Annotated in this window: 24 protein-coding genes and 1 tRNA gene; 18 read left to right on the top strand and 7 right to left on the bottom strand. The window is 46.7% G+C overall.

From position 1 onward, the window contains the following. Positions 1-294: 294 nt before the first annotated feature. Positions 295-807 (bottom strand): AAA family ATPase, encoded by a 513-nt coding sequence (locus VJ249_09835; protein HKZ94860.1) that lies wholly within the window; start codon positions 805-807, stop codon positions 295-297. Positions 808-1409: 602 nt separating this feature from the next. Here VJ249_09835 and VJ249_09840 point away from each other — a divergent pair. Beyond that, positions 1410-1598: a hypothetical protein gene (locus tag VJ249_09840; protein HKZ94861.1), complete on the top strand. Its 189-nt coding sequence runs from the start codon at positions 1410-1412 to the stop codon at positions 1596-1598. A 319-nt stretch (positions 1599-1917) separates the two neighbouring features. Here the strand turns inward: VJ249_09840 and VJ249_09845 are convergent. Then, a tRNA-Leu gene (locus VJ249_09845) sits at positions 1918-2005 on the bottom strand. An 84-nt stretch (positions 2006-2089) separates the two neighbouring features. Here VJ249_09845 and VJ249_09850 point away from each other — a divergent pair. Next, a complete protein-coding gene (locus VJ249_09850) occupies positions 2090-2482 on the top strand; it encodes a hypothetical protein (protein ID HKZ94862.1) in 393 nt (130 codons plus the stop codon). A gap of 120 nt (positions 2483-2602) precedes the next feature. Here VJ249_09850 and VJ249_09855 read toward each other — a convergent pair whose 3' ends face one another. Further along, positions 2603-3046 (bottom strand): Lrp/AsnC family transcriptional regulator, encoded by a 444-nt coding sequence (locus VJ249_09855; GenBank protein ID HKZ94863.1) that lies wholly within the window; start codon positions 3044-3046, stop codon positions 2603-2605. 145 nt (positions 3047-3191) lie between these two features. Here VJ249_09855 and glnA point away from each other — a divergent pair, with 145 nt between their 5' ends. The 6 genes from glnA (at position 3192) to VJ249_09885 (ending at position 11092) form a co-directional block, all read left to right on the top strand. Further along, positions 3192-4586 (top strand): type I glutamate--ammonia ligase, encoded by a 1395-nt coding sequence (gene glnA / locus VJ249_09860; protein ID HKZ94864.1) that lies wholly within the window; start codon positions 3192-3194, stop codon positions 4584-4586. Positions 4587-4782: 196 nt separating this feature from the next. Continuing rightward, positions 4783-6327, top strand: a complete 1545-nt coding sequence (gene guaA, locus VJ249_09865) for a glutamine-hydrolyzing GMP synthase (protein HKZ94865.1) — start codon at positions 4783-4785, stop codon at positions 6325-6327. A 97-nt stretch (positions 6328-6424) separates the two neighbouring features. Then, the gene (locus tag VJ249_09870) at positions 6425-7519 is read left to right on the top strand and encodes an NDP-sugar synthase (protein HKZ94866.1); all 1095 of its coding nucleotides are present in this window, start codon (positions 6425-6427) and stop codon (positions 7517-7519) included. Further along, positions 7507-8664, top strand: coding sequence for a DUF354 domain-containing protein (locus VJ249_09875; GenBank protein HKZ94867.1), 1158 nt, complete (start codon positions 7507-7509; stop codon positions 8662-8664). The genes VJ249_09870 and VJ249_09875 overlap by 13 nt, the downstream gene beginning before the upstream one ends. Before the next feature lie 83 nt (positions 8665-8747). Then, entirely contained in the window at positions 8748-10142 is a 1395-nt protein-coding gene (locus tag VJ249_09880; GenBank protein HKZ94868.1) for a nucleotide sugar dehydrogenase, read from the top strand. After that, a complete protein-coding gene (locus VJ249_09885) occupies positions 10139-11092 on the top strand; it encodes a Gfo/Idh/MocA family oxidoreductase (protein ID HKZ94869.1) in 954 nt (317 codons plus the stop codon). Before VJ249_09880 ends, VJ249_09885 begins: the two co-directional genes overlap by 4 nt. Positions 11093-11177: 85 nt before the next feature. Here VJ249_09885 and VJ249_09890 read toward each other — a convergent pair whose 3' ends face one another. Genes VJ249_09890 through VJ249_09900 form a run of 3 tightly spaced genes read right to left on the bottom strand, consistent with a single transcriptional unit; the run spans position 11178 to position 13956 of the window. Then, positions 11178-11450 carry a Trm112 family protein gene (locus VJ249_09890; protein ID HKZ94870.1) on the bottom strand — a complete coding sequence of 91 codons (273 nt, stop codon included), beginning with the start codon at positions 11448-11450 and terminating at the stop codon, positions 11178-11180. A 59-nt stretch (positions 11451-11509) separates the two neighbouring features. Further along, complete coding sequence (locus VJ249_09895) at positions 11510-11692, bottom strand: DNA-directed RNA polymerase subunit P (protein HKZ94871.1); 183 nt, start codon at positions 11690-11692, stop codon at positions 11510-11512. A gap of 14 nt (positions 11693-11706) precedes the next feature. Then, positions 11707-13956 (bottom strand): STT3 domain-containing protein, encoded by a 2250-nt coding sequence (locus tag VJ249_09900; protein HKZ94872.1) that lies wholly within the window; start codon positions 13954-13956, stop codon positions 11707-11709. Between the two features lie 703 nt (positions 13957-14659). On the opposite strand from VJ249_09900, the gene VJ249_09905 reads away from it, so the two are divergent. The 10 genes from VJ249_09905 to VJ249_09950 all read left to right on the top strand — a co-directional run bounded on the left by VJ249_09905 (position 14660) and on the right by VJ249_09950 (position 24681). Beyond that, entirely contained in the window at positions 14660-15904 is a 1245-nt protein-coding gene (locus VJ249_09905; GenBank protein HKZ94873.1) for an asparagine synthase C-terminal domain-containing protein, read from the top strand. After that, the gene (locus VJ249_09910) at positions 15901-16740 is read left to right on the top strand and encodes a glycosyltransferase family A protein (GenBank protein HKZ94874.1); all 840 of its coding nucleotides are present in this window, start codon (positions 15901-15903) and stop codon (positions 16738-16740) included. Before VJ249_09905 ends, VJ249_09910 begins: the two co-directional genes overlap by 4 nt. Next, positions 16737-17882 carry a glycosyltransferase gene (locus tag VJ249_09915; GenBank protein HKZ94875.1) on the top strand — a complete coding sequence of 382 codons (1146 nt, stop codon included), beginning with the start codon at positions 16737-16739 and terminating at the stop codon, positions 17880-17882. The genes VJ249_09910 and VJ249_09915 overlap by 4 nt, the downstream gene beginning before the upstream one ends. A gap of 81 nt (positions 17883-17963) precedes the next feature. Beyond that, positions 17964-18860, top strand: a complete 897-nt coding sequence (locus tag VJ249_09920) for a hypothetical protein (protein ID HKZ94876.1) — start codon at positions 17964-17966, stop codon at positions 18858-18860. Continuing rightward, positions 18853-19707: a radical SAM protein gene (locus VJ249_09925; GenBank protein HKZ94877.1), complete on the top strand. Its 855-nt coding sequence runs from the start codon at positions 18853-18855 to the stop codon at positions 19705-19707. The genes VJ249_09920 and VJ249_09925 overlap by 8 nt, the downstream gene beginning before the upstream one ends. A 210-nt stretch (positions 19708-19917) precedes the next feature. Further along, on the top strand, positions 19918-20889 hold the full coding sequence (locus VJ249_09930; protein HKZ94878.1) for a polysaccharide biosynthesis protein: 972 nt from the start codon (positions 19918-19920) through the stop codon (positions 20887-20889). Between the two features lie 8 nt (positions 20890-20897). Then, positions 20898-21653: a sugar nucleotide-binding protein gene (locus tag VJ249_09935; protein ID HKZ94879.1), complete on the top strand. Its 756-nt coding sequence runs from the start codon at positions 20898-20900 to the stop codon at positions 21651-21653. Continuing rightward, entirely contained in the window at positions 21650-22594 is a 945-nt protein-coding gene (locus VJ249_09940; GenBank protein HKZ94880.1) for an NAD-dependent epimerase/dehydratase family protein, read from the top strand. Before VJ249_09935 ends, VJ249_09940 begins: the two co-directional genes overlap by 4 nt. A 117-nt stretch (positions 22595-22711) precedes the next feature. Further along, entirely contained in the window at positions 22712-24307 is a 1596-nt protein-coding gene (locus VJ249_09945) for an oligosaccharide flippase family protein (GenBank protein ID HKZ94881.1), read from the top strand. Positions 24308-24333: 26 nt separating this feature from the next. Further along, on the top strand, positions 24334-24681 hold the full coding sequence (locus VJ249_09950; GenBank protein HKZ94882.1) for a hypothetical protein: 348 nt from the start codon (positions 24334-24336) through the stop codon (positions 24679-24681). A gap of 13 nt (positions 24682-24694) precedes the next feature. On the opposite strand, the gene VJ249_09955 is transcribed toward VJ249_09950, so the two are convergent. After that, on the bottom strand, positions 24695-25579 hold the full coding sequence (locus VJ249_09955) for a serine/threonine-protein kinase RIO2 (protein ID HKZ94883.1): 885 nt from the start codon (positions 25577-25579) through the stop codon (positions 24695-24697). Positions 25580-25638 lie beyond the last annotated feature (59 nt).

A 25638-nucleotide genomic window follows, 5' to 3' on the forward strand; every position in this document is an offset into this window, starting at 1 on the left:
CCAACCCATATTGTTGGCTGCTCTAAGCTTAGCTCACGTTTCATTCGATTTTTCGCCTTGGACGATATCATGTTTCCTCCCGTTCCTTCAGTCCTTGGTTAAACCATTTACATCCAAATAGTACAATGGAGCTCCTAAGACATAGGCATCAGCTTTATCCACAATCTCATTCAGTTCTCTAGGTGTCTTATGACCTTCAGACCATTGAGGAATATCATAGTCTATTAAATATATGATCTCTAAAGGATGAAGCTTCCAAGTCTTGATAACCAATGTGTGTTAGGCTCCAAATTATTATGCAATGAACGTTGTAGGCTTCTGAACTCGTCTAACCTGCTTCATAAACCCTTTATACCATGTTTCCATGTCAGGCAAGATGCTCGGTCCAATCTTTTCCATGGCTTTCTGAAAATTAGCAAGCGTAACCTCTTTTGATTTAACATCTCTACGCAACGCGTGCATAGCAGCCTCACGGCAAAGCGCATCAATATCCGCACCAGAATAACCCTTCGAAGTATTAGCCATATATTCAATGTTCACATCTTTAGCCAGAGGCATGTTTTTCGTGTATAATTTGAAAATCTCCAGCCTTGCTTTTTCATCAGGCTCAGGAACATAAATCAAACGATCAAACCTACCAGGTCTAAGAACAGCAGGATCAACTATGTCTGGGCGATTGGTCGCAGCAATAATCACCACATCTTCCAGCGTCATGATTCCATCCATCTCGGTTAGAAGTTGACTAATCACCCGTTCACTAACACCGCTGTCTGCGTAGCCCATTCCACGTCTATGTATCTCGCGCACTGGAAGAAACATCAAAAACTTATGAGGAGATGAGAATGACCGTTGAAAAGCTTTGTAAAATCGCGTCTTCTTCAAGGTTCGAAGAGGAAATCCATATCGCTCCCTTATAAAGCAAAAAAAATCCTGAAGAGAGGTTCTGTTCTATTATTGAGTGCTGTGTTGCAAAATGAGGTTTCTAGCTTCTAGCTTACCTCTACGAGAAATACCATTCCTTTGGCAGATTTCTTTTTAGTTTTGAAATCTGGAATGGCTTTTGTGGAGGAACTAAGCTGACTATGAGGTCGCATGCATTTGATTGCTGCCAGTTTCCCGTCTTGCGAAACCCAAACAACACGGGCGCTTCCACCGCATTTCGGACATCTAGAGTGGTCGCCTATCTTAGTCATCTCTGATGTTCACGCTCTTTTATAAAAAGAGCAATCTCACTGATAAATCCGTTCTATTGCCATCTCCGCGGGAGCCTTTCCTTTAAGGCTTTGATTGGGTCTCACACGCGCGCTAATCTTTTTAGCGGCGAAACGCGTATTAATAAACAAAGGCGTTTTCAAGCCAAAATTCACTACATTCTTGTAGCGAAAACTTCAGGCAAGGTATTGTCAGAATTGTCCACAAAACCTCGAGTTCCAGAATACGAACCAAGAATAAGCCAAACAGTCGAACAACTGCAACTACTAGACCCTGATCTCGTGGCACCTTCCCACTGTATCGGCTGGAGAGGAACCCACGCCATGGCTGAAGCACTCCCGCATGCCTTCGTCTGGAACAGTGTTGGAAACCTTTACCGATTTTGAAAAGTGATTCTGCAAAACGATACCAACAATCGTCTGTTTAAAACCTCAAAAAAAGGCTCGCTTTATCTTGGAAATTTGCAGCACGATGTATCCTTGGACGCAAAAGAAAAACGCAAAAAGGGTTGGGGAGCCATAAACTAGTTAACATGTGACAGAAGCTCTAAGACAAACTGGAGACCTGAATCGCGATTGCTTCTATTCCGAAAAAGATCATAGCGCCTCTTACCGGTAAACTGGTGTTCAAATTGCAGCCCCCACTTACAAAGCCCCTAAATTAAGCTTTTTCCAGTCAAAATAACTCCTAAATCAGCCTAATTTCTGGTGCGGGGGGTGGGATTTGAACCCACGAACCCCTGCGGGATAGCCGCCTCAGGGCTACGCCTTTGGCCATGCTTGGCAACCCCCGCTTACTAATGCGACTAACTGATTCTTTCAACACTTTCAGTTAAATGTTACCCGTGTCCAGCGATGCCAAATTCTGCAGAAACATTGTGAGCTTGCGTGTTCAACTACAGCATCCAAGCTACTGCTATCTGGATGATGATGTCACTAGAGCGCAGTTTGACGACGACGCCCACACAGCCAATCAAGCACATTCAAAAAGAGTCGGTATTATTACTGTTTCTAAGCAGAAGTTAACGACACATAAAACAGAAACCAGCTTCGCAATGCCATTGTTGACGAAGCCACGCCTAAACCTGACGCAAGACAGGGCGCAAACAGAACCCAGAGCACCATACAAGAACCCAAACAGACCCCAAAATACAAAGCTCAAACTTGTTGATGTCACCCGGAACACTCTGACGATGACATCCATACAGCCTCTGCCGCAGTCGCAACATGGTAGAAGAAGGCTAAAGGGAATTGGCGCCTTCTTCTTCTGAAATTTCCATTCCCGCAGGGCATCAGCCATAACCACAGACACTATGCACTCGCATTTCAGCAACAACTCCACGCCAAACAATGAGTGACGCGGAAAAAAAATATTCAGAGAAACTTGAGCCTCACACAAGCCGGAAGTCCTCTTTGATTGTAGTCAACACAACGTGCGTGTTGCTTCTCTCAACGTATGGCAAGGCTAACAAACGCTTTGCGAAAGCACTCAGATCCTCACGACTCTTGAACTTAGCTATGACAAACGCGTCAGTCAAGCCCGTGACATCATACACGGCGCAAACGTTGGGCATACGCGCGATTTCGTTCTCCATTTCCAGTAAGCGTCCTTTCGACACTGTGATTTCAATTAGCGCAGTCAACATGTAACCCAGTTTTTCATGTTCCACCACCGCGGAGTAACCTCTGACAATACCATCCTTTTCCATTTTCTTGATCCGCGTGAGTACAGTGCCAATGGATACACCCACGCTCTTTGAGATCTGCCGCGAGGAAAGCCTTGCATCAGAGATCAAGTTTTTCAGAATCTTGACATCTGTCTCATCCATAACCATGCAGCTATCACCTCCATTTGACATTCATTCGGTCAGCTGCGGTTTTTTTCAACATTTGCACTCTAAACCTGTGAAAATCTTTATATTCTATCAGCAAATAAATCTTTCTATTAACACTGAAACTTGCGGATAGAGAGGAATATGAATGAACGGTCAAGACTTCAAAGCACGAGAAAACATGGCTGTTTGCCTATCTCTCATCAAACACGCCGACCACATAATGCTACACTTTGTAGACTTGCTGGGAGCCTTGAAAGGCCGAACAGTGCCCGCGCAAGAGGCAGAATCCGTTCTCAGAGACGGAGTAGGCTTCGACGGCTCCTCGATTCCAGGCTATCTCAGCATTCACGAGAGCGACATGGTCATGAAACCCGACATCTCCACATTTGCGGTCCTGCCTCGCTACTTCTATGACAAAGCAGTTGTAAGCTTCCTATGCGACACGTACTTACCTGACGGGAGACGTTTCGAAGGCGACTCGCGATACATCTGCTCAAAAAAGGCTGAAGAGGCACGAAGCCATGGCTACGAGCCTACAGCCGCTGCGGAACTCGAATTCTACCTAGTCGAAAAGGACACAAGCCGAGAGCTTCGACCTGTAGAACATAGAGTCAAAGAAAACCCGAGATATTTCGACATAGCGCCAAACAGAGACATTACGGAACCTTACCGCATGGACCTGAGTGATACACTGTCATCAATGGGCATCGTTGTCGAGCGACAACACCACGAAGTCGGCTCAGCACAAAACGAAATCACGTTCCAATACTCCAACCCGATTACTACAGCGGACAACATAACCCGCTACAAGCTAGCAGCCAAAGCAGTCGCCGATCGAAAATACAACTGGACAGCCACATTCATGCCAAAACCATTATTCGGCAAAGCTGGAAACGGCATGCACGTACACTTAGGCTTGTTCTCAACAAAAACGGGCAAGAACCTATTCTACGATCCAGAAGGATACGCTTGCCTTTCACAAGCCTGCAGATACTTCATAGGCGGCGTGCTCGAGCACGCACGAGCATTGTCAGCGATTGCCGCTCCTACAGTCAACAGTTACAAACGACTGGTACCCGGCTATGAGGCGCCTGTGTACTTGGCATGGAGCAGAAAAAACCGCTCAGCCCTAGTTAGAGTGCCCGAGTATTTTCCAGGCAAAGAGAATGAGGCTCGTATAGAATACAGAAGTCCAGATCCCTTGTGCAACCCATACCTAGCTTACACGGTTCTTTTTGAAGCAGGCTTAGAAGGAATAAAAAAGAAAACCGAACCAGGTGACCCTGTTGATGAAAACGTCTACCACCTAACAGAGTCACGACGAAAGCAACTGGGAATAAAGACTCTGCCAGCAACGCTCAAAGAAGCGTTGGACGAATGGAACAACGATGACATATGCATCAGAGCGCTTGGCAGAGAAAACGCCGAGAAATACAGGAGACTAAAGATGGAAGAATGGCGCGAGTACCAATTGGCTGCAAAGCCCGCAACTACCAGCAAGGTAACAAAATGGGAAGTGCAAAAATATCTCTTAGCATAGGAGCGACACAGTTGAACCGCAAAAGACGCAAGAAAACCGGCAGATTGGCAGGTTCTGAACTGCGCATGATGTGGGAATTCGAAAGCTACACTAGAGAACGACTGAGAGCGCTGGGCATAATTCAGTAAAACGCAAAGCATATTACATCTTCTTTGAGTAGTCGTGTAGACCCTCCAAACCCACAAGGCTTCAAAAGATGAGATACGACACAGTTCTTGTCCTTGATTTCGGCGGGCAATACTGCCATCTGATAGGCAGAAGAGTGCGTGAGCGAAGTGTCTATTCGGAAATCGTGCCACAAGACATTACTCCGAAAGAAATCAAGGCATTAGGCGAAAAAGTCAACGTTAAAGGCTTGATTCTTTCTGGCGGACCAGACAGCGTCTACCAAAAAGACGCGCCGAGGTGCAACCCAAGCATATTAGAGTTGAACCTGCCCATTTTGGGCTTGTGCTATGGTCATCAACTCATCGCACAAATGGTTGGCGGAAAGGTGGAACCTGCCCAACACAAAGAATATGGCGTCGCCACAGCAGTTATTGACAAGCCTCTAGGCGTGCTGAAGGAATTGGGACCAAAAGAAAAAGTGTGGATGAGCCACGGAGACACAGTCTTCGCAATGCCTGAAGACTACGTGATTCTGGCACGTTCAGAAAACTCCCCGGTCGCAGCATTCGGAAATGAAGTAAAGCGCGTGTACGGGTTACAGTGGCATCCCGAAGTGATCCACACAGAACACGGCAGCCAGATGTTGGGCAACTTCCTATTTGAAGTATGCAAATGTGAGCCTAACTGGCAGATGAAGGATTTCATTAAGGCTTCGGTTGAAGAGATAAAGCAAAATGCCAATGAGGGCAAGGCAATAGTGGCACTCAGCGGTGGCATAGATTCGAGCACTGCCACAGCTTTGACTGCGCAAGCTTTGGGCAAGAACTTGACAGCAGTATTTGTAGACCACGGCTTCATGAGGGCTGGGGAACCCGAATTCGTTGAAAGAACCTTTGGCGACATCGGCATCGATTTCGTCTCTGTAAATGCCCATGAACAGTTTTTGCGGAAGCTGAAAGGTATCACTGACCCTGAGGAGAAACGAAAGATTATAGGCCGAGAATTCGTGCGAGTTTTTGAAGTTCAAGCTCGAAAAGTGGGCGCTGAGTATCTAGTTCAGGGCACGATATATCCAGACCGCATCGAATCAGGGTTCCGCAAGCACTCTGACAAGATCAAAACTCACCACAATGTAGCGGGCCTACCCACGAAAATAGGGTTCAAAAGCGTGATTGAACCATTACGAGATCTTTACAAGGACGAAGTCAGAAAAGTCGCTGAGCAGTTGAAGTTGCCACGGGAAATTGCTTGGCGCCAACCGTTTCCAGGTCCAGGTCTGGCTGTGCGCGTGACTGGCGAAATTACAGCCGAGAAAGTCGAGGTTCTGCGCAAGGCTGACAAAATAGTAACAGACGAATTTGAGAAAGCGCACTTGCAAGACAGTTTGTGGCAGTACTTTGCGGTTCTGACTGAAACAAAGTCCACAGGCGTGAAGGGCGACGCTCGAGCATACGGCTATACTGTTGCTGTTAGAGCAGTTGAAAGCCGAGAAGCCATGACTGCCTGCTTTGCACGCATTCCCTATGACGTTCTGGAGAGAATCTCGACAAGAATAACGAACGAAATTCCGCAAATCGTGAGAGTTGTTTACGACATCACCCACAAACCGCCAGCAACGATAGAATGGGAGTAGCTTCTGAAGCAAAGCACCATGTGGCGCACCAGATCTTTCATAAAAGCTTTAATGAATAGCATTGAAAAGTAGATCATCTGCACCAAGGGATCATCGCGTGAAGGCTGTAATCATTGCAGGTGGCTTTGGAACTCGACTCCGCCCATTAAGCTGCACTCGCCCAAAGCATCTTTTCCCAATAGGTGGCAAACCGCTTTTAGACTGGACCCTTGAGCGGCTAGCAGACGCTGGCGTAACAGAAATTGTATTCGCAGTCAACTACATGTCTGGAGCCTTTGTCAGGCAATATGGAAAATCTGCCTACGGCACGAAAACCCATTACTGCCGCGAATCAAAGCCTCTTGGAACAGGCGGTTGCGTCAAAAACGCCGAAAGGATCATTGGACACAATGAGTCTTTCCTCCTTCTGAACGGCGACATTCTCTCAAAAATAGATTACGCGGATCTTCTTGCTCAGCATACAAGGAACGGGGGCATAGCAACGATCGCTCTACATCGAGTTGACGACCCGTCTCGATATGGCGTTGTTGAACTCGCTGACAAAAACCGCGTCAAACGCTTTGTCGAGAAACCGCCGCATGGAAAAGCTCCTAGCAACCTCATTAACGCAGGCGTCTATGCCCTGAGCACCAAAATTCTTGATTACATACCGAGCAAGCGGCGCGTCTCTATTGAGCGTGAAGTTTTTCCAGCTTTGGCTCGCGACAACGAATTGTTCGGTTATGAATTCAGTGGACCGTGGATCGACATTGGCGAACCAGCTGATTTCCTGAAGGGCAATAGGCTTCTACTCGATTCTGAACTCAAGAAAGGGAGCATCGCAAAGACAGCAAGAGTGGCGAGCACAGCAATAATTAACAATCCCGTGGCCATCGGGGAGCGCACAAAGATCGGAGCAAGATCGACAGTTGGTCCCCATGTGACCCTAGGTGAAGGCGTGGCTATTGGAAAAAGCGTCCTAGTCAAGAATTCTGTCATTTTTCCAAGAACAGTGGTCTCAGATTTTTCGCGTATCAAAGACGCAATCATTGGCGAAGGAGTCTCTGTTGGCAAGCGCGTCAAGATCGTTGAAGGCTGCCTAATAGGGGACCACGTTACCATTCATGACGGGGTGAAGATTGCCAAGGGCGTTACGCTCTGCCCCCACAAGGAGGTCACCGAAGACACTCGCATATCCAAATGCTTAATGTAGGCGACGCATTTTCCCAACGCTTAATAGTACTATCCTCTTATCTGAGGAACAAGCAAGAAGCGGCGAAGTCGTCACAAATGCACGTATTCATTGACATACTCACACCCAAACAGTGCATGCTGTTTGCAGAACTGTCAGAACAACTACGCAGTGAAGGTCACAAAGTCTCTGAGACAACCCGAGAGTACAGAGAAGTAAACCAACTGTTGAAAATGAAGGGCATCGAAGCCCGCGTTGTGGGGAGACATGGTGGCGCAGCTCTTAAGGATAAACTTGAAGCAAGCGCCCAACGAACACTTGAGTTGGCTTCAATCGTTGCCGAGTCGCAGCCTGACGTTGTTGTTTCCTTCGCTTCGCCTGAGATGTCCCGAGTAGCCTTTGGCTTGCATCTTCCCCATGTTTGTCTGAACGATTCGCCTCACTCTGAAGCGGTTGCACGTCTAACCGTTCCGTTTGTCAGCTTGCTATTAACGCCGAAATTTGTTCCTAAGACGGCTTGGACCAAATTTGGCATCGTACCAAGCAGAATAGTTCAGTACAACGCGATAGACCCGTGGGCTTGGTTGAAAGACTTCAAACCAGACGAGAAGGTCTTGCGACGACTAGGATTGGTGGCGTCCCAACCTATAGTGGTGTTTCGAGCCGAGGAGTCGTTTGCCAGCTACCTCTTGGGAAGAACATCGAAGAATCCAACGTGGACACCATTACTTGAGAATATGCTGGAATCGAATCTAAACCTTCAAGCCGTAGTCTTGCCCCGCTACGAGTCTCAGATCGATTTCTTAACAGAAAAATTCGGACAACATGCCGTTATATGCAGGTCCACAGTTGATGCCCCCAGCCTACTGTCATATACCTCCGTTTTCGTGGGTGCAGGTGGAACCATGACCGCTGAGGCAGCGTTGCTTGGAGTACCCACATTCTCATGTTATCCCGGCAAACCTTTTCTTATTGAAGATTACCTTGTCAAGAAGGGGTTAATTATTCGAGAAACAAATTGCATGAGAATCAGAGAGAAGGTTTTGAAGACTTTAGATAACATTGAGACAGTAAGGAAGACGCAGGCGATGAAGGCGAGAAAACTAACGAACACTTTTGAAGACCCGATCAAGGCTATTGTAAAAGCCATTGAACAAATGTCGTAGAACTAGATTCTCAGAATTTTCGAAACTGTTATACAATAGCGACTGAGATACTATACAAAAAACCAATCAAGCATGGTGACATCGTGGCTGCGTCCGCACCTGACTCAAGGGCTATGAAACTCGACGCCAGAGACTTGGACACACCGGGGAAACGTGCAAAATACACTGTTTCAATTGTCGGATGCGGACGAATAGGACTGCCTACGGCATGTGCTTTTGCAGAGGCTGGGTTTCAAGTTATCGGCGTGGACGCAGATCCCAACGTCATCAGCCTTCTGAAGAAGGGTAAAACTCCATTTGTCGAGACGGATCTTAGCGCGATTGTGAAAAAATATGTGAAAATCAACCGCTTAACGGTGACAGCCGATGCGCAACTAGCTGCGTCGCAAAGTGACGTAATCGTCATTGTTGTCGCCACGACTGTTGATGAAAAAAAGAAACCTAACTATACCCATGTTGAGAAAGCCTGTAAAGACGTTGGCATGGGACTTCGTCGTGGCTCGCTGGTAATTCTTGCTAGCACTGTAGGCCCTGGAATCACTGAGACTCTGGTTAAAGAGGCTTTGGAAAATGCTTCAGGTTTGAGGGCTGGAAGAGACTTTGGACTTGTAAACAGCCCAACCCGTGCAGCTCCAGGGCGAATACTGCAAGACTTGACGAACTATGCACGTGTGGTAGGCGCCATAAACGAGCAGAGTTACATTGCTGCTAGCCTTTTCCTGAGAACCATAGCAAAAGGCAGTATAGTCAAAGTTCGGGACTTGAAAACTGCGGAAACGGTTAAACTTTTCGAAAACGTGTATCGTGATGTTTGTTTAGCCTTATCCAACGACTTCAGTGTGCTGTGCGAGAAGATCAAAGTGGACTATTTGGAAGCTCAAGTCGCTGCCAACTCACAACCGTATTGCCATTTGCTTCGTCCGGGAATCGTCGGCGGGCATATCCCCAAAGACCCGTACCTTCTTTTGGAAGAGGCTGAAGCCGCTGGCGTCAAACTGAGTTTGGTGGTCTTGGCTAGAAAGGTTAACGATGAAATGCCTGCGCGCGCTGTTCAGTTGACGCGTGACGCGTTGAGTAAGTATCAGAAGCCGTTCAGAAGGTCAAAGATTGCTTTGTTGGGTGTTTCGTACTCTTCGAATACTAAGGAACATAGGGGAAGCGCAGTTGGCAAACTGGTTAAGATGCTTACCGATAAGGGCGCGGTTGTGCGCGTCTTTGATCCGCTTTACACGTATAAGGAGTTGAAGGATCTGGGCTATTCTGCTGAAAGAACCATAGCGAAGACCATTGAAGGAACGGATTGCATAATCATCGTCGTGGGACACAATCGTTTCAAGCAGTTGAACCTGAAAAGGCTGAAGTTGCTTATGACTAGAAGTGCGGCTATAGTTGACATGGGGCATGTCATTGAACCTGAAAGGGCTGAAAAAGCAGGTTTCGTTTATCGTGGAGTGGGTAGAGGAGTGTGGACTAAATGAGAAAATTGGGTATTGCTGTTATCGGTGCTGGATTCTGGGGACGAAATCACGCTCGAAACTTGAAAGAATTGAGCGAGACACGTTTGGTTGCTATCTGTGACAAAGACGAAGCCAAAGCCAAAGCAGTTGCTGAACTCTTCGGAGTCGACGCTTACAGTGACAGTCGCAAGATGCTGAAAAGAAAAGATGTGGAAGCAGTCACTGTTTGCACGTGGTCTACTAACTTGGCAGTAGAGGCTATGACGGCACTGAAAGCTGGAAAACACGTGCTAGTCGAAAAACCGATGGCAAACAATTTGCAGGAAGCTAGGAAGATCGTTGCTTTGGCGGAGAGGAAGCAGCAGCATCTAATGGTGGGCTTCTTGATGAGGTTTATTCCAGGCTTGCAGCGTATCAAGCAGGCTGTGGAAAAGGGCGAGATCGGCACTGTTGTTTATGCCACGGCTCGAAGGGTTTCGCAGTGGCCTGAGCGGATCGGCGATGTTGGTGTGGTCAAAGACTTGGCAATACATGACATAGATATTACGCGATACATTTTCAATGATGAGCCAGTAGAGGTCTACGCTAGAGCCGGCAGTTTTCGCCATAAGAAATTTGAAGACCACGCTCAGATACTGATAACATTCAAGGGGAAGAAAACTGCTTTCATCGAGGCCAATTGGTTGACGCCGTACAAGATTAGAAAGTTGACCGTGACTGGAAGCGAAGCCATAATGACGCTGGACTACATTACTCAGGAGATAATAATAGAAACGTCAGGGCAAACTATGGCGCCTCGATACGATGTGAAAGAACCATTGAAGCTTGAACTGCAACACTTCGCAACTAGCGTTTTAGACGACAAGAGACCCATCATCACAGGACTGGACGGCTTGAAAGCCCTGCAGATAGCTGAAGCAGCGCTGAAATCAGCAAGGAAAGGCTCAGCTGTCAAACTCAAACCATTGTAAGTGCACATGCGACTCGATTGTAGAGGTTCGAGTCATTTGGTGTTCTTCAAGTAGAGACGGGGTTTTCTGTTTTGCAGCTTTTGTGCTATTTCTTTAGATTGAACGGTTTGCCTTCGCTGACGATTTTTGGTGGAAACTTGTCTTTCCATTTCTTCATGAAAGGAATTTCATCTTTTTCTTCTCTAAGTTCATCTGGTAACATTTCGGGGATTTCATCTCTGATTGGATACCACCGCGTGCACTTTGGGCAGATTATGACTCCATCAACGATCTCGTCTTTTTCCTCAAAAACATGAAGTTCGAGTGGGTAGTATTTGTCGATCGGGCAAGCAAGAATGTCCATCAACTTGCGCTTGATACTATTGTCCCTCCAAATGAATCTGATTTAGAGAAGGAGTCATAAAAGACTTGCTAGGACTACTGCGTCTTTATGCGTTTCACAATGGGTGGTCTGATCTTCTTCAACACGCGGTAACCGCAGTATGTGCATTTGACTCCGCCGCCGCGAAGCTCAAGTTCATCGTTTGAAACCACAGCGCCGCACTTGACGCATTCGTAAGCAATACCCTGTTCGTCTTGTCCCTTTTGTGGATCAGCCATAGGCTCACTTTCTGCTAGCGCTTTACTCTCCATACAGTCACGAGTGCGTGTACGCCTCCAGCGGTGACCACTGGAGACCTGTCTTTTTGAGACCAAAAGATGAGTTCAAAGTGCTCGGGTTCGGTCGCAGTGATTGATTCAACTCTCTGTTTCTTTCCCCATTGCATCATCTTGTACATGGTGGTGTTCTCGCCGAGTGGATTACTGATTAGCTCATCTTGTTCAGGTTGTCCGTTTTGGTTCTTGTCAGTCCAGTTTCTTCCTAGGGAGAAGTTGCCGTAGCGTTCGTGAGCTGTCAAATTCTTGAAAGCAATGTTTGCCATCCATCGCCACTTGCTTTCTTCGCCATATCCCACGTCGTTGCCTTGATTGTCAAAAGTGAAGAATGCTACGACATAATCAACCTTGGATGAGGATCCGCGATTCTGACCCAATTCGTTGAACCTGTCAAGCACTTCTATTGAGCCAGTTTCGTTTGACATGAACATCAAGCCGACCTGTTCTATTTGGGTTGTGTTGAAGGTTGCGTTGTCCACAAGCGATCGTTTGTCTGCAATGGTTGTGATCCAGTAGCCATAGTCCCACCAGCTTGCAATAACAGCGTCTGACGGCAGGTTATAATACATCCAATTCAATGCGTCAAACCAGTCGGGCACTGTTTGATCGGGCTTAATCGGCAAGCTTGCTGCTGCTATCGTAACTGGCACGTAGGCCTGTTCCATGACTCTTGGGAAGGGGTCTCCTCTTATTCTGGATTCAGTGCTTGGGAAGACGAAGGTCACTGTGAGCAGAAGGAATATGAGTATTAGGAGTGCAGCGCTGAATTCTCTTCCTACATGTCCCTCCAGCCGCATCTTAGCCTTAAACGTTAGTGGTTTCTCTCTCAGAAGTGTGATGAACGGTTTTAAGACCCTTGTGAGTGCCAGCGCCCAGAGGATGCACAGGGCTGGAGCCAGAATTAGTGTTAAGCGGACAAAGGTGCTGGCGAAGTATATTGAAGTCAAGCCGAATAGAATCAGGTATATGTTGCGGTTTGTTGGGTTCTGGGCAGCGAAGTAGAAACCTACGGGAATGAAGAGTATGCCAACTCCAAGGTCGTAATAGAGTGTTCCCCACGCAGCGGGTCTGTGCTCTTGCACTGAAACAATAATTGGGTTTGCCTCGCGCGCGCCTACATCAAAGGGGTTGATAACTGACAGGTACCTGCCAGCTATTGGCTGTATGTATCCAAACGCGTAGAGTGTCGCAAATGCTGCTACGCCCACAGCAATCGTGCCTAGCACAAAGATGCTCTTCATTCTGGGCGTCTTTATTCGATGGCCCATCTCAAATGCGCAGAGTAATGCGAATACTCCAAACACTGCAATGTTAGTTATCTCCAGCAGAAATCTGATACCCTGCAGGTGTGGCACGTTTATGGCGATTGCCAATGCGACAGCGTAGGTTATGCCATAAGATACAAGCAGGTTAGTTGAATATCTTCGCAAGAAAAGCAAAACCATAACGAACAACAAAGTCACTCCAACCGGGTACCTTGAGGCGCCCCACGCAGTGAACAGGAGACCAAGTGAAAGGCCTCCTGCTATTGAGTAGAGTATGCTGCTTTTGATCGGTCTTTCTTTCTCTACTGCTCTCAGGAAGAATAGAGAATACATGATGATGCTGAAGACGCCTATGGTTTCGTCGTCGAAAAATCCTAGGGCTGTTCTGCCTATGTAAGATCCATTTAACGCCAGGAAAAAGGCCGTGAATAACCCAACTTCCTTTCCGCCGATGTCTTTGCCCCAGAAGTATATGGCTAAGCAAGTTAGAGTTGCCATCACCACCGGGAACATAATTACGAAGTTATAGACAGGGTCAGAGGCAAGCGGGCCCGCTGCATAAGATGGGACCATGGGCACGCCTAACGCGTTGAATATATTGTAGAGTGTGGCTGCAACAATCGCTAGTCCAGGAAAAGCTGTATAGCCTACGTCTCGTCCCCAAGGCCACCAACTCATTGTGTCTTGCCAAGTCAACCAATGACCGTAGCCATTCTGTACAATGTCTTTAGTCAAACGATACTGAAAGTACGGGTCGAATTCTGATAGGTAGTAGCCCCATCGCATGGGGAGAAGTCTAACTGTGAAGGCGAGCATGAGAATTAGGGTTAGAAGGGAGAGCTCCAATAAGGCAGCGTGCGTCAGTCTGACGCGGATAAAGCCTAAACGTCCAAATGCATCCGTGATATTTTCGCGGCTGAAGACCTTCCGAATTCTGCTCATGATTTTTTGCTCCCTCTGGCATGAAGACAATGATTCGGTTTTATTTAGTTTGTGGTTAGAGGCTAGTACGTTGAGTGCTGAAAAATTTTTTTGTGGTGAAAGTGGGGCTTTTCTGGGTGCGTTCTGGGTTCTGTTTTTGGTTCTGATTTGTGGTTTGGTCGCTGTTTGCTGGTGTTTTAGTGTGACGTTCTATGTTGTTATGCGTGACGTTTAATGTTGTCAAGCGTGACGTTTGCGTATGTTGCCTGCTCTGCGGGAAAGAGATTTCAAAAGAAGAAGGCGGCTTTTACCTTTAGCCTTCTTCTACCATGTTTCGGCTGTGTTTAGCAGGGTGAAGGCTGTGTGGATGTCGTCGTCAGAATGTTCCGAGTGACATCATCATCCAGCATGCTAGGCTGGGATCGCTTGGACAGTTGTAATTGAACACGCAGCGTAGACTGTTTGTGGGTTGAGGGGTTTTTCAGTTGTTATTAACTTCGGCTTGGAATCAGTAATAATACGGAGCTGGTTTCTGTTCAGACGAAATCGCTTTAGGCGGCTTCAGACTGTTTTTGCCAAATTTTTGAATCGTGTGGGGATCAGTTTTTGTCTGCAACCTGTGGGCGCAGAGGTTACAGGCAGAGCCTAAGAGCAAACGTTATTTTAATGAGGCGAAGAATCTCTACTCTAGTTTGTTTGAAATTCTCGAAAGGAGTCTAATCGTTTGGGTGAACAAGAACTGATGAAGTCTAAGAGAGTTGAGGATTCCAGTTTGATCAACTTGGATGAACTGCGTTACATTCTGACATTGCGCTATTATCCGAAAGGCTCAACATTCTTGCCAAAGCTGACTTGGAAAGACTTTGTGCCTTACACAGGCATCGAAGCCGGCTTGCAGCCTATGATAGAAGGCGCAATCAAGTCAGCCATCGATTATGGAAACCCTAAGAAAGTCGGCATAGCTATTAGCGGGGGCGTTGACAGCACTTCAGTTCTGGCGTTGGCTAGAAAGCTTTACCCGCGACTTAACATCAAGACTTTGTGCATTACGTTTGGCGAGGATGAGCGGGAATCTCAAGATGCAGAGCAGGTGTCCGACGTGTTTGGAACACATCACTTTCACTTCCATATAGAGAACCCGCTTAGAGAACTCCCTCAACAAATCGCAGTGCTCGGTGTGCCACGCTGGAATGCGTACACCTACTATATTTTCGAGTATTTTGACCGTTACAAGGTGGACATGCTTCTAACTGGAGATGGTGGCGACGAAATGTTTGGAGGCTACGCGTTTCGTTACAAGGAAATCCTCGATTCAAACGCAAGAACACTTGATTCAAAAGCCTACGTGAATACTCACAAAATGGATTGGGTACCCGATCAAGAGAGAATGTTTGGTTCAAAAATCAAGTTTCGGTGGGAAGACATCTATGCTACTCTCTCGGAGCATTTCAAAAACCCGCTCAGCAAACTAGGACAGACTTTCTTGGCTGACTACAATGGCAAACTCCTTTACGATTTTGCCCCAACTAACATCGCGTTCGCAAAGCATTTCAAACAGAATATGTTCGCCCCACTGCTCAACAACGAGGTCATTTACACAGCTGCTCACTTGCCCTATCACCTGAAATACGACCACAAGAACAACGTTGGAAAGATATTTCTTAGGCAAATCCTCATGGAGAATTTTGCATACAAGTCGGCGACAAAACCAAAAATAGGCTTTGGCATGAACAGAATCGAGATGTGGCAAAAAACTAGGGACAGCGCAATCGGGCTTTTCGACGATGCCCGATGCTGTGAAATGGAGCTAATAAACAAAGCATGGCTGGTCAAAGCCCAGAAGCAGGCTGATTCAGGAAGAGACGGGACTAGGCTGCGTTATGTTACTAGGCTTTTCATGATTCTAGCGCTTGAAGTTTGGCTGAGGCTTTTCGTCACCAAGGAACTGAAGGCAAGCGATAAACTGTGAGGGAAAGGTCAAGGTCGTCAGGGCGGCAAGGACCCAGGGTTGAAGCTTCTTATGCGGTTTTAATCCCCTCTAAGAATGGGGAAGCAACCATTGAACAGACTCTGCGGTCTGTTTTTTCTCAGACTGTTTCAGCTCGGGAAATAGTTGTCATCGATGACGCTTCAACCGACGCGACGCCGCGGATTCTTGAGAGGTTTCCTCAAGTAACCAAGATTCGATTAGAGCACAAGCTGCCCAGAGATTTTGCCCGGGTCCCCAAACTGATTAATCTGGGGTTAAGCCGCGTATCAGAACCATGCAGTTACGTGATGATTTCTGGAGACGACAGCTTATATCCAAACAACTATGTTCAACTTGTACTGGAAGAGTTCAAGAAAGATTCTCAACTCTATGTGTGCTCTGGAAGCCACACTAAGCAAAAGGTATTCGATCAAGCTAGTCCTCACGGGTCTGGCAGAATAATTCGATACAGCTTCTTGAAGGAAGTTCTCCCCTTTCCTGAATCCATCGGTTGGGAAAGTTGGATTCTGTTCAAGGCCCAGCAGAAGGGTGGACGGATCAAGAGAATTGCAAGTGCGTCTTATCAACACCTGAGACCTTATGGCAGCAGTTCTGTTTGGACATTTGGGCAAAGCATGTACGAGTTGGGTTACCCTTTCTGGTTTATTCTCGTAAGGCTCGCAAAGAACATCATGACTGAGCCTAACAAACTCCAGCAGCTGACAATGCTCGGCGGCTTCTTGGAGTTTAAGTTGAAAAGAAAACCTAAATTGGACATCTCTGATTTCGTGGGTAGAAGTCAGGTCCAAAGAATCAGAAAAATACTTAGAAGATGACGGCGGGCGAAAAACTGGACAAAACCGTGGCTCACTTTGGCAACTTGGCTAACGACGCCTTTCCAGTCGTTGAAGAATTGCAGGCTTTGGGGGAAAATGTGCAACTTTACATCCCAACCCAAAGCCACGTCACGGCGCTACCACAGTGGGAACTGCTGAAATTCCAAGTTGAAGATATTGGTGAACCTTACCGTCCGAACTGGGAAAGGTTAAACCAAGACTTTGTCAAGCCTGATTGGCTGCATTTTCTTGACCTGAGAAGCAACATAATGAGCAAACTGAACAGAATAAGAAAGGAGATGAAAAAATATGATCTGATTGTCGCTCACGTTCCGTTTTTCATATACTCCTATCTGCTGAGACGCGACTACATTCCATTTGAAGCTGGAGCGATAAGATACTTCGGGGAAGCTAGGATCTCGTACAAGGGAATTAGATATTGGCTGATGAAAAAAAGCTACCAACACGCTAAGATGATCCTCATGACAAACCCCGACACGCTTGACCTATGCGATAAGTACCGGTTAAACTGGGTTTTTATGCCCTTCGCCATCAACATGCAAAGATATAGACCCATGAAAGTTGACCCATTGAACTATGAAAACGTGATATTCTGCTATTCGAGACAAGACTGGAAAGAAAAGGGCCAGGACAAAATGATCAAGGCCTTCGCTGCCTTTCTGAAGGAACAAGCGGATTCTCTACTTGTCTTGGTTAATTGGGGGGTTGACCAGCAAAAATCGAAGAGCCTGATAGCAGACTTTGGCATTGAAAAACATGTTCACTGGGTTCCTCTGATGAGCAAACCTTGCCTTGTGGAATGGATTAACAAGTCCACAGTGATTGCAGATCAGTTCAACTTAGGAAGCAGCGGAACTGCTGGGTTTGAGGCCATGGCATGCGGAAAACCGTTAATCATTTTCCTTTCTAAATCGCATTTCTCTAGGGTCTATGATGAGTTTCCACCTGTCCTTAATGCAGGAACTGAAAAGGAGATCCTTTTTTCTCTCAGTCTCTGCAACGACAAAAAGAAAAGAGACGATGCAGGGCGCAGGTCGAGGCAATGGGTGGCAAAACATCATGATTCTGCTGTGGTTGCTAGGAAGCATATGGAAATTTATGTGAAAATGCTTGGAGGCTAAGAAAATTGTGGACTCAAGGCGGCTTCACATCATTCCATTCAATAGAGTGCATGAAATGAGAGTAAACGGAGGTCATAGATCATGAAGATTCTTCATTACCAGCACATGGGAGTCGGAGTGATATTGACCCAAGCTCTTAGACGGCTTGGCGTGGAGAGTCATGTTCTGTCGGCTGCTCCTCATCCCTTTGGCTTCAATGAGGATTTTCTCCTTCCAAGACGGGCAAAGCTTGGGAGACCTCTTAGATACTTCGACTGGAAGCGATTCTTCAAGTTCGACATTCTGCACAGTCATCACACAGGACGTCTTCCTAGCTTTGTTCAAAAACATTGGAAAAGCAGGCTCATTCAGCATTATCACGACCCTAACACGACTAAGCATCTGTACGGTTATGAAGTGCCATCATTCGTGTCCCTTCCAAGTCTGCTAAAAGTGGTTCCTGAAGCAACTTGGATACCTCTTCCAGTGGATACAGCAAGATTCTCACCCGAGAAACTCGTTGCACATGAAGGCGTTAACGTTGGCTACTGCGCCCAGCAAGTTGATCCTGTGAAACAGCCTTTCATTCCAATCGCTGAAATAAAATCTGCCATAGAGGAGTCCAACAAAGCTTTGGATCGCCCGTTGGAGAAAGTCATGAACCATAATGATATGGAAAGCTATTATGCTTTGATTGACATCTGGGTGGATCGTGTTGGATTGGGTTTTTATGGATTCAGTGCCATCGAAGCCGCTGCTATGGGAATACCCGTGATAACTCAGATTGGTGAGGATGCGTCCGCCTTTGTTCCTAGCTGCCCCTTCATCAATGCCAAGAAAAAACAATTTGTTGAGAGGGAAATACTCAGATTGGTTGAGGATGATGATCTCCGTCGGGAGCTGGGCGCTCGATCAAGGGATTATGTGGCCAGAATGCATGATTCTCTTATCTGTGCGAAGCTATGTTTAGAGAAATATCAGGCGATGTATCATGACTGAGAAAAAACCGAAGAAAGCAAAACTTGAGATGAAGTTTCACACCAAGGTCTACAGGAAAATGTGGAGGGAAGCTGCAAGTTTCCTATATAAGATGCATAGTGAATACGCCATCCCGACAACTTTGGGTGTTTGTCTTACTCACCTCTGTAACATCCGATGTCCTTACTGTATGAGAGAATCCTTCCATCCGCAAGAGGGGCCCCTGACTCGAGACATTGTCAAGGGAATGTTACATAGAATGCCATACATTAGTGGTATTTGTGTCATGGGCTTATGCGAACCTTTCATGAACGTTGAAGCGCCGAAGATCGTGCGTTGGCTCAAAGATGTGGGCGGTTACAAGATGGCCTTGACAACCAATGGAATGGTGCCTCTAACTGAGGATAGATTAGACTGTCTTCTTCGAGTGGACGACTTCGTTATTAGCATAGACACGTATGATTCCAAAACATTCAAGCACCTCAGAGGTGGGGCTGATCTGAACAGGGTTATGAATAGCCTAGAGAACGTCATAGAGTTCAAACGCTCTAGAGGTCTTGGTCGATACGATAACCCGCCTATCCACATAAACTCAGTGATAACCACGCTCAACTTTCATCAGATCCCAGGACTGATAAAGATGCTTGAACCATATGCCAAAGATCTAACGTACTTGATGGTTGACCCGGTTTCTAGACCGGACTACTCGAAGTTTGAAGAGCCGTTGGCTCTTGTTCACAACAAAGAGTTTGAAGAATCAATAAACAAGTACCGAAAAATTGCGAAAAAGTCTCCGTTGCAGGTTGTTGTCTCGACTACATGCTTGTTCCCAGCTACAATTGGGCTAATTGCGGCCTTACCTGGTTGACAATGTGGGTTGAGCCTAATGGTGATGCATACTTCTGTTATGACTACAGAAACGTTTTGGGGAATGTGCTTGCTGAGAATCCGCTTAGAGTTTGGAACAGTCCGAGGGCGAGATCTTTTCGCAAACACCTTGCGACATGCAATTCGCCTCTTCAACAATGTCGCGCTTGTAACTTCGCACGAGAAGGATGGCAAATAGGAGGGACATATTATGGCGAGCCAAAAGACACAGGAGAAAATACTAATGCCTAAGTTCTTCAAAGGAAAACACATTTTCATCACTGGCGGAACCGGAAGCTTCGGACACACAATTGTCGGCGAATTGCTGAAGCTTGATGTTTCGAAGGTCACTGTTTACAGTAGAGATGAGGAGAAACAGCTTGATATGGAAGGGGAGTTCTCAGATCCGAGGTTAGACTTTGTTATTGGAGATGTCCGGGACTACGATCGACTCCGAGAGACCATCAAGCCAAGAACTGACATCGTTTATCATGCGGCTGCCCTGAAAGTCATTCCAACGTGCGAAAAGCACCCGTTGGAAGCAGTCAAAACGAATCTACTTGGCTCTATTAATGTGCGAAAAGCATGTCTTGAGAAAGATGTAGGCAAAGCCTTGCTCATAAGCACTGACAAGGCTGTTAAACCCGTGAACGCTTATGGCATGACGAAAGCGCTAGCCGAGAAGATCTGGATCTCCGACATGAAAGGATTGTCCACGCTCTTCAGTGTGGTTCGTTATGGAAATGTCGTGGGGTCAAGAGGCTCAGTAGTTCCCTACTTCCAAAACCTAATGTCCCAGAAAAAGCCGCTTCCTATAACTGATCGTCGGATGAGCAGGTTCCTCATAACATTGAAGCAGGCAATCAATTTGGTTTTCAAAGCAACGGCAACGATGGTTGGGGGCGAAATTTTTGTGCCCAAAATTCCTGCATGTAAAGTAACCGATTTGGCTGAAGCCATGGGTGGAAACGATTACCCAATTACAATAACTGGAATTAGACCTGGCGAGAAAATCGCTGAAGTGCTCATCTCCGAAGAGGAAATTAGAAGAACGAAGGATTTGGAGAAGTACTTCGTCATAGAACCACACGGCTCGGCAAAAACTCAGGAACTACTTGAAGAATACACAAGCGAAAACACTACCCAACTGAAGATTGAAGAAATAAAGGAGTTGATCAGCTGAGAATATGCATCACAGGTGGCTCAGGCAAGCTTGGAAGTCAGCTGAAGCTTGTGTTTCCAAACGGTCTCTCCCCAACTCATGAAAGCCTAGACATCACGAATAAGGACGCTACAGCCCACTATTTACGCAAGGAATCCATAGACACCGTATTACATTGCGCGGCTTTGACCAACATTAGATACTGCGAGGAACATCGAGAAGAAGCGTTCAACGTCAACGTTAACGGTACTCGATTCCTGCTCGAAGCCTTGGAATCTTCGAGCGTTGATCGACCATATTTCGTATATGTTAGCACAGCTTGTGTGTTTCCCGGAGATCTCCCGGACAAATACTATTCTGAGGAGGACGTCCCGTATCCGAAGAATTTCTACGCAGTGACTAAACTCTTTGGCGAGTGTATTTCGAACAGCTTGTCGAAACGCCTCGAAGTGCTTGTTGTTAGAACGAACTTCATTGAACGGATGAAATGGCCGTATCCAAAGGCTTTCACTGATAGATTTGCAACCTATTTGTATTCCGATCAGGTAGCCAAAGCTATCAAGGGTCTGGTGGACACAAGAACAGCGGGTCTAGTTCATGTTTGTGGAGACAAGAGAATGAATATGTTCAATTTTGCTAAGCTTACAGACCCCGAAGTCAAACCCATGACATTGCAGGACTATAATGGACCACCGTTAACTGTGAACATGAGCCTGACTTCAAACAAGATTCCCTTGATACATTTTGAAACCAGTCGGCGAAGCGCTGGTGAACAAAGAAAATGAAGATTCTTGTGACCGGCGGAGCAGGATTCATAGGCAGCCATCTTGTCGAAAAACTGGTGACTTCAAACCATGAAGTTGATGTTCTAGATAATCTAAGCAATGGCAAGAAAGAAAACCTCAAAACCGTATGGAAACGAATTCGGTTCCATGAACTCGATGTTTCTCAATCTTTAGTTGAGAAATTGCCCAACTTCAGATTCGACGCGATTTACCATCTGCCCTGTTTTCCTAGAAGTCGAAGTTTCGACGACCCTAAACGCGACGTCGAAGTCAATGTTATCGGCATGGTGAACATTCTAGAGCTAGCGAAGAAAGACAAGCCAAAGGTCATTTTCAGTTCAAATTCTGGGATATACAATACTTCAAAGATGCCTATCGACGAGAATACTCCTGACGACCCAAAAACTCCCTATGACTTGGATAAGCTACAAGCTGAGAAATACTTGAAGCTCTATCGCGACACATTCGGAATAGAACACGTGATCTTTCGTTTTGCAACCGTTTACGGACCACGACAAAGCCTGTCTCCGCTATGGAAGCCCGTGGTTTTAGAGTTTGTCACCTCTCTGTTGAAACGTGAACAACCAGTCATTCACTGGGATGGTGAACAAACAAGGGACTTCATCTACGTTAGCGACGTCGTGAAAGCCCTAGTCTCGGCGCTAAGTAACAAGAACGCAAACGGAGAAACCATGATACTGGGATCTGGAATCGAAACAAGCATAAACGGGCTTTACAGCACTGTCAGCAGAATTCTTGGAGTGAACGTAAAGCCGATCCGTGAGTCGAAGAAACTTGGGGACATAAGACGAATGCGCTACAACTGTAAGAAAGCCGAGCGGATTCTGGGGTGGAAAGCCATTACAACTCTTGAGGAAGGCGTCAAAAGAACCATTGATTTTCAAAAGGCAAGAGTGGAAAATAAGCTTTCCAAATCCTGAATATCTTGAACCATTGCCCAAGCGCTTTTGCTTTCCCAAGAGTTACTGTGCATAAGTGAGTTTAAATTGCCCCCATGATACCTATATGCCAACTCCGCTAACTAGGTGAGCTAAACCTTGTCCAATCTGCGTCCAACTGCTCGTGTGGCTCGCGGCGCAACATACTTGTTCCTGCAAGGATTCGCCACAGCCTTCATCGGCTTAGTGTACTTTGCTTTTCTAGCCCACACCTTCGGTTCTCCTGCTGAGCAGTGGCAGATGGGCGCCTACGCGTTATTGTCCTTTATTCTGTCTCTGTCTTCGGTTCTGGGCACCCTTGCGCTTCAGTATTCCTCAGTCAAATACATCGCTCAATATCAGGCGCAGGGCGAGATGGAGAAGGCTAAGGGAGTCGCTGCGCGAGTGCTGCAGATAGGTTTGCTCACATCGGTTGTCGCGTTTTCCGCCTTGTTCTTCCCAGCCGAATGGCTGTCGACCTTGCTGTTCAACACGCCAGACCACGCCCTTCTCATTCGCGTAGTTGCCGTCTGCTCCATATTTGCGATATTGCAGACCAGTGCTTCAGGTATTCTCCAAGGACTGCAACGAATGCGCGAAGTAGCCTTCTTGGGATTGACGATAAGCCTGACTCATACATTTGTAGGCATTGGCCTACTCCTTGCCGGTTGGCGGCTGTACGCTGTGGTTATCGGGTGGCTAGCGGGCTGGGTCATAACAGCAGCATGTAGTCTATTTCTGTCATATAGGTATCTCGGCTTTCGTGGAAAACCTCATCCCGTACGTCCTCTGTTGAGCTTCTCTTTTCCGTTGTATATTTCAACGAACTTAGGGTTCTTCATAGCTTGGGCTGATCAGCTTCTTCTTGTGTCTTACATGAGTCTGCTCCACGGCACAATTGAAGCTCAAAGCATACTTGGAATCTACTATGTAGCCATACGCGCCTCGGTTGTCCCAAGTATTTTTTCAAACGCTGTGGTCACCGCGCTGTTTCCTTCTCTCTCGGGGCTTTATGCGCAACAAGGCTTGGGCAGTTTGAAAGATGCTTTTCGCATGTCAACTCGCTACGCAGTTCTATTAGGTTTCCCACTAGTGACAGGTGTGGCAACGTTAGCGTTTCCAGTGATAATTCTGTTTGGCGGATGGTCGTACATCGGCGCAGCTGAACCCTTAATTATCATTTCACTAGGAGTCCTAATTGGAACGTTAGGATTAGCCATAGGTCCCATCTTGATGACGCTGGAACGCACATCTGTTGTTTCCATGCTGTCTGTTATCGGCGTGGCGCTCAATCTTTCTCTGTCATATGCTACAGTGGTTTTGCTCAGTTTAGGCATGATTGGAGCTGCATGGGCAAGAACCTTAGCTGCCATAATTGGTTTACTCGTGACACTGTACGCTGTCACACGCTATGTCAAGATAGCTTTTGACAGAGAAGCCATTTGGAAGTCTCTTGTCGCCTCAGCCTTGCTGACTCTAGCTATTATTGGAGTTGACTTGGTACGAATGTTGCTGTCGCCTTCAGATTATCAGTTTCTTGTCATCAGACTTCATCTGCTTCCAATTTACGTCTTGGCAGGCGCCGCGGCTTATGCCATCGGTTTAGTCCTGCTGAAAGCCATCAAGCAGCACGATGTAGAAATTTTCGAAGATTATCTGCCGGGCAAACTGAAATGGGTCGCGACATGGGCAAGTCGATTCGCGTCAGCAAAATAGTCCTTTATTTTATAGGATATACGTGATTGGAAAACCAGTTGAAACCTCCAAGAAAAGTGGAGTCTAAACCGCTTAAGCGAGACGTCAAACCGTCATCTTATGATGTCGTCGGCGACATGCCATTGCCCATGAAAGCCTATGCTTATCTTGACCACGCCGTTATGGCTCTGAAACCTTCAGGCGGCTGGATTCACAACTACGATTTCGAACATGCTTCCAAAACAGGGGATCCAGTAGAGAAAGTTAAGGTCAGAGTAGAGGAGAAACTGCGAAAATTTGGCTTGAGCTTCAAAGTTTCCTTTGGTCGAGTTGTGCAGTCTATTGGACCTAACTGGCATCAAGTTGTGCTGGATGTTTTTGTCAGTAAGAAATGATGTGCGGCTGAGATCACGCCTTCACATAGCTCAGCGCATCTTCCAACGTAGTTCTAGTCTTGAATTTTCTTCTGAAAAATACGACAACGTTTTTCACATCTCGTTCAAGTAGCCGATCAGCGTGGGGTTCCTCCTTTCTCACGTATTGTGGCCAGTCTATAATGAGTGTGTGCCAGCCGGGCTGCATGATGATGTTGAATTCGCTTAGATCAGCGTGAACCACGCCAGATTTATGGTAGGCTTTGCGCACGTTTGACAAGATTTCCTTCAGTGTTTTTTCAGGATTTGGGATTTCACTGAATTCAGCAAGTTCGGCGCCCTGAATCATTCCCATAACGACTAAGTGGCGGTTTTGACTGATTGGTTTTGGCACTGCCACATGGTGAGGGTAGACTATGTTTAGGGCTTCAAATTCCTTCTCAGCTGCCAATCGTGACTGATACAGCCAGCTTATGTGGTGGCGTTGAGCTACGTAGCCCCGTGTTCGTCTGGTTGTGCGGAAACTTATTCTTCCCAGCCGATGAAATTTGACTGCCACCTGTTCGCCTTTTGGTGCAAGTGCGTCGTAAACGTCTGATTCTTTTCCAACGCCTAATGGTTTGCCGAAGGCTTCGAGCACGCCGGCTTTGACTAGAGCGTTTATGGCTAGGCAGTCGTAGCCTGCAGTGTAGAGTACGTAGCCAGTGTAGGGTCCAACCCAGTGTTCCACTAAACCGAATTTGGTTAATCGAGGCAATCTGAAATCAAGCTCTCGCTTAGTGAGTTTGGTAAGTCTCGGCAAATCGTTTTCTGGAACATACCTGTGACGAGCCATGTGTGCCTCGATGACTTGCAGTACGCGAAAGTCTTCAGGTTGCAGTTGGCGGATTGCTTTAACCGCAGTATCAGCGCTTGACATGGCAAGAAAAGGGAAGGCTCTGCGAGACCATTTAAGACTAACTACCAGCCATGTAGCCT

The sequence above is a fragment of the Candidatus Bathyarchaeia archaeon genome (assembly GCA_035283685.1).
Lineage (GTDB): Archaea > Thermoproteota > Bathyarchaeia > Bathyarchaeales > Bathyarchaeaceae > DATETJ01.

Excerpts from the sequence above, each read along its gene's own strand:
- VJ249_09855 (HKZ94863.1), bottom strand. The coding sequence starts at position 3,046 with ATGGTTATGGATGAGACAGATGTCAAGATTCTGAAAAACTTGATCTCT.
- glnA (HKZ94864.1), top strand. The coding sequence starts at position 3,192 with ATGAACGGTCAAGACTTCAAAGCACGAGAAAACATGGCTGTTTGCCTA.
- guaA (HKZ94865.1), top strand. The coding sequence starts at position 4,783 with ATGAGATACGACACAGTTCTTGTCCTTGATTTCGGCGGGCAATACTGC.
- VJ249_09875 (HKZ94867.1), top strand. The coding sequence starts at position 7,507 with ATGCTTAATGTAGGCGACGCATTTTCCCAACGCTTAATAGTACTATCC.
- VJ249_09885 (HKZ94869.1), top strand. The coding sequence starts at position 10,139 with ATGAGAAAATTGGGTATTGCTGTTATCGGTGCTGGATTCTGGGGACGA.
- VJ249_09895 (HKZ94871.1), bottom strand. The coding sequence starts at position 11,692 with ATGGCTGATCCACAAAAGGGACAAGACGAACAGGGTATTGCTTACGAA.
- VJ249_09900 (HKZ94872.1), bottom strand. The coding sequence starts at position 13,956 with ATGAGCAGAATTCGGAAGGTCTTCAGCCGCGAAAATATCACGGATGCA.
- VJ249_09915 (HKZ94875.1), top strand. The coding sequence starts at position 16,737 with ATGACGGCGGGCGAAAAACTGGACAAAACCGTGGCTCACTTTGGCAAC.
- VJ249_09920 (HKZ94876.1), top strand. The coding sequence starts at position 17,964 with ATGAAGATTCTTCATTACCAGCACATGGGAGTCGGAGTGATATTGACC.
- VJ249_09925 (HKZ94877.1), top strand. The coding sequence starts at position 18,853 with ATGACTGAGAAAAAACCGAAGAAAGCAAAACTTGAGATGAAGTTTCAC.
- VJ249_09930 (HKZ94878.1), top strand. The coding sequence starts at position 19,918 with ATGGCGAGCCAAAAGACACAGGAGAAAATACTAATGCCTAAGTTCTTC.
- VJ249_09940 (HKZ94880.1), top strand. The coding sequence starts at position 21,650 with ATGAAGATTCTTGTGACCGGCGGAGCAGGATTCATAGGCAGCCATCTT.
- VJ249_09955 (HKZ94883.1), bottom strand. The coding sequence starts at position 25,579 with ATGTCAAGCGCTGATACTGCGGTTAAAGCAATCCGCCAACTGCAACCT.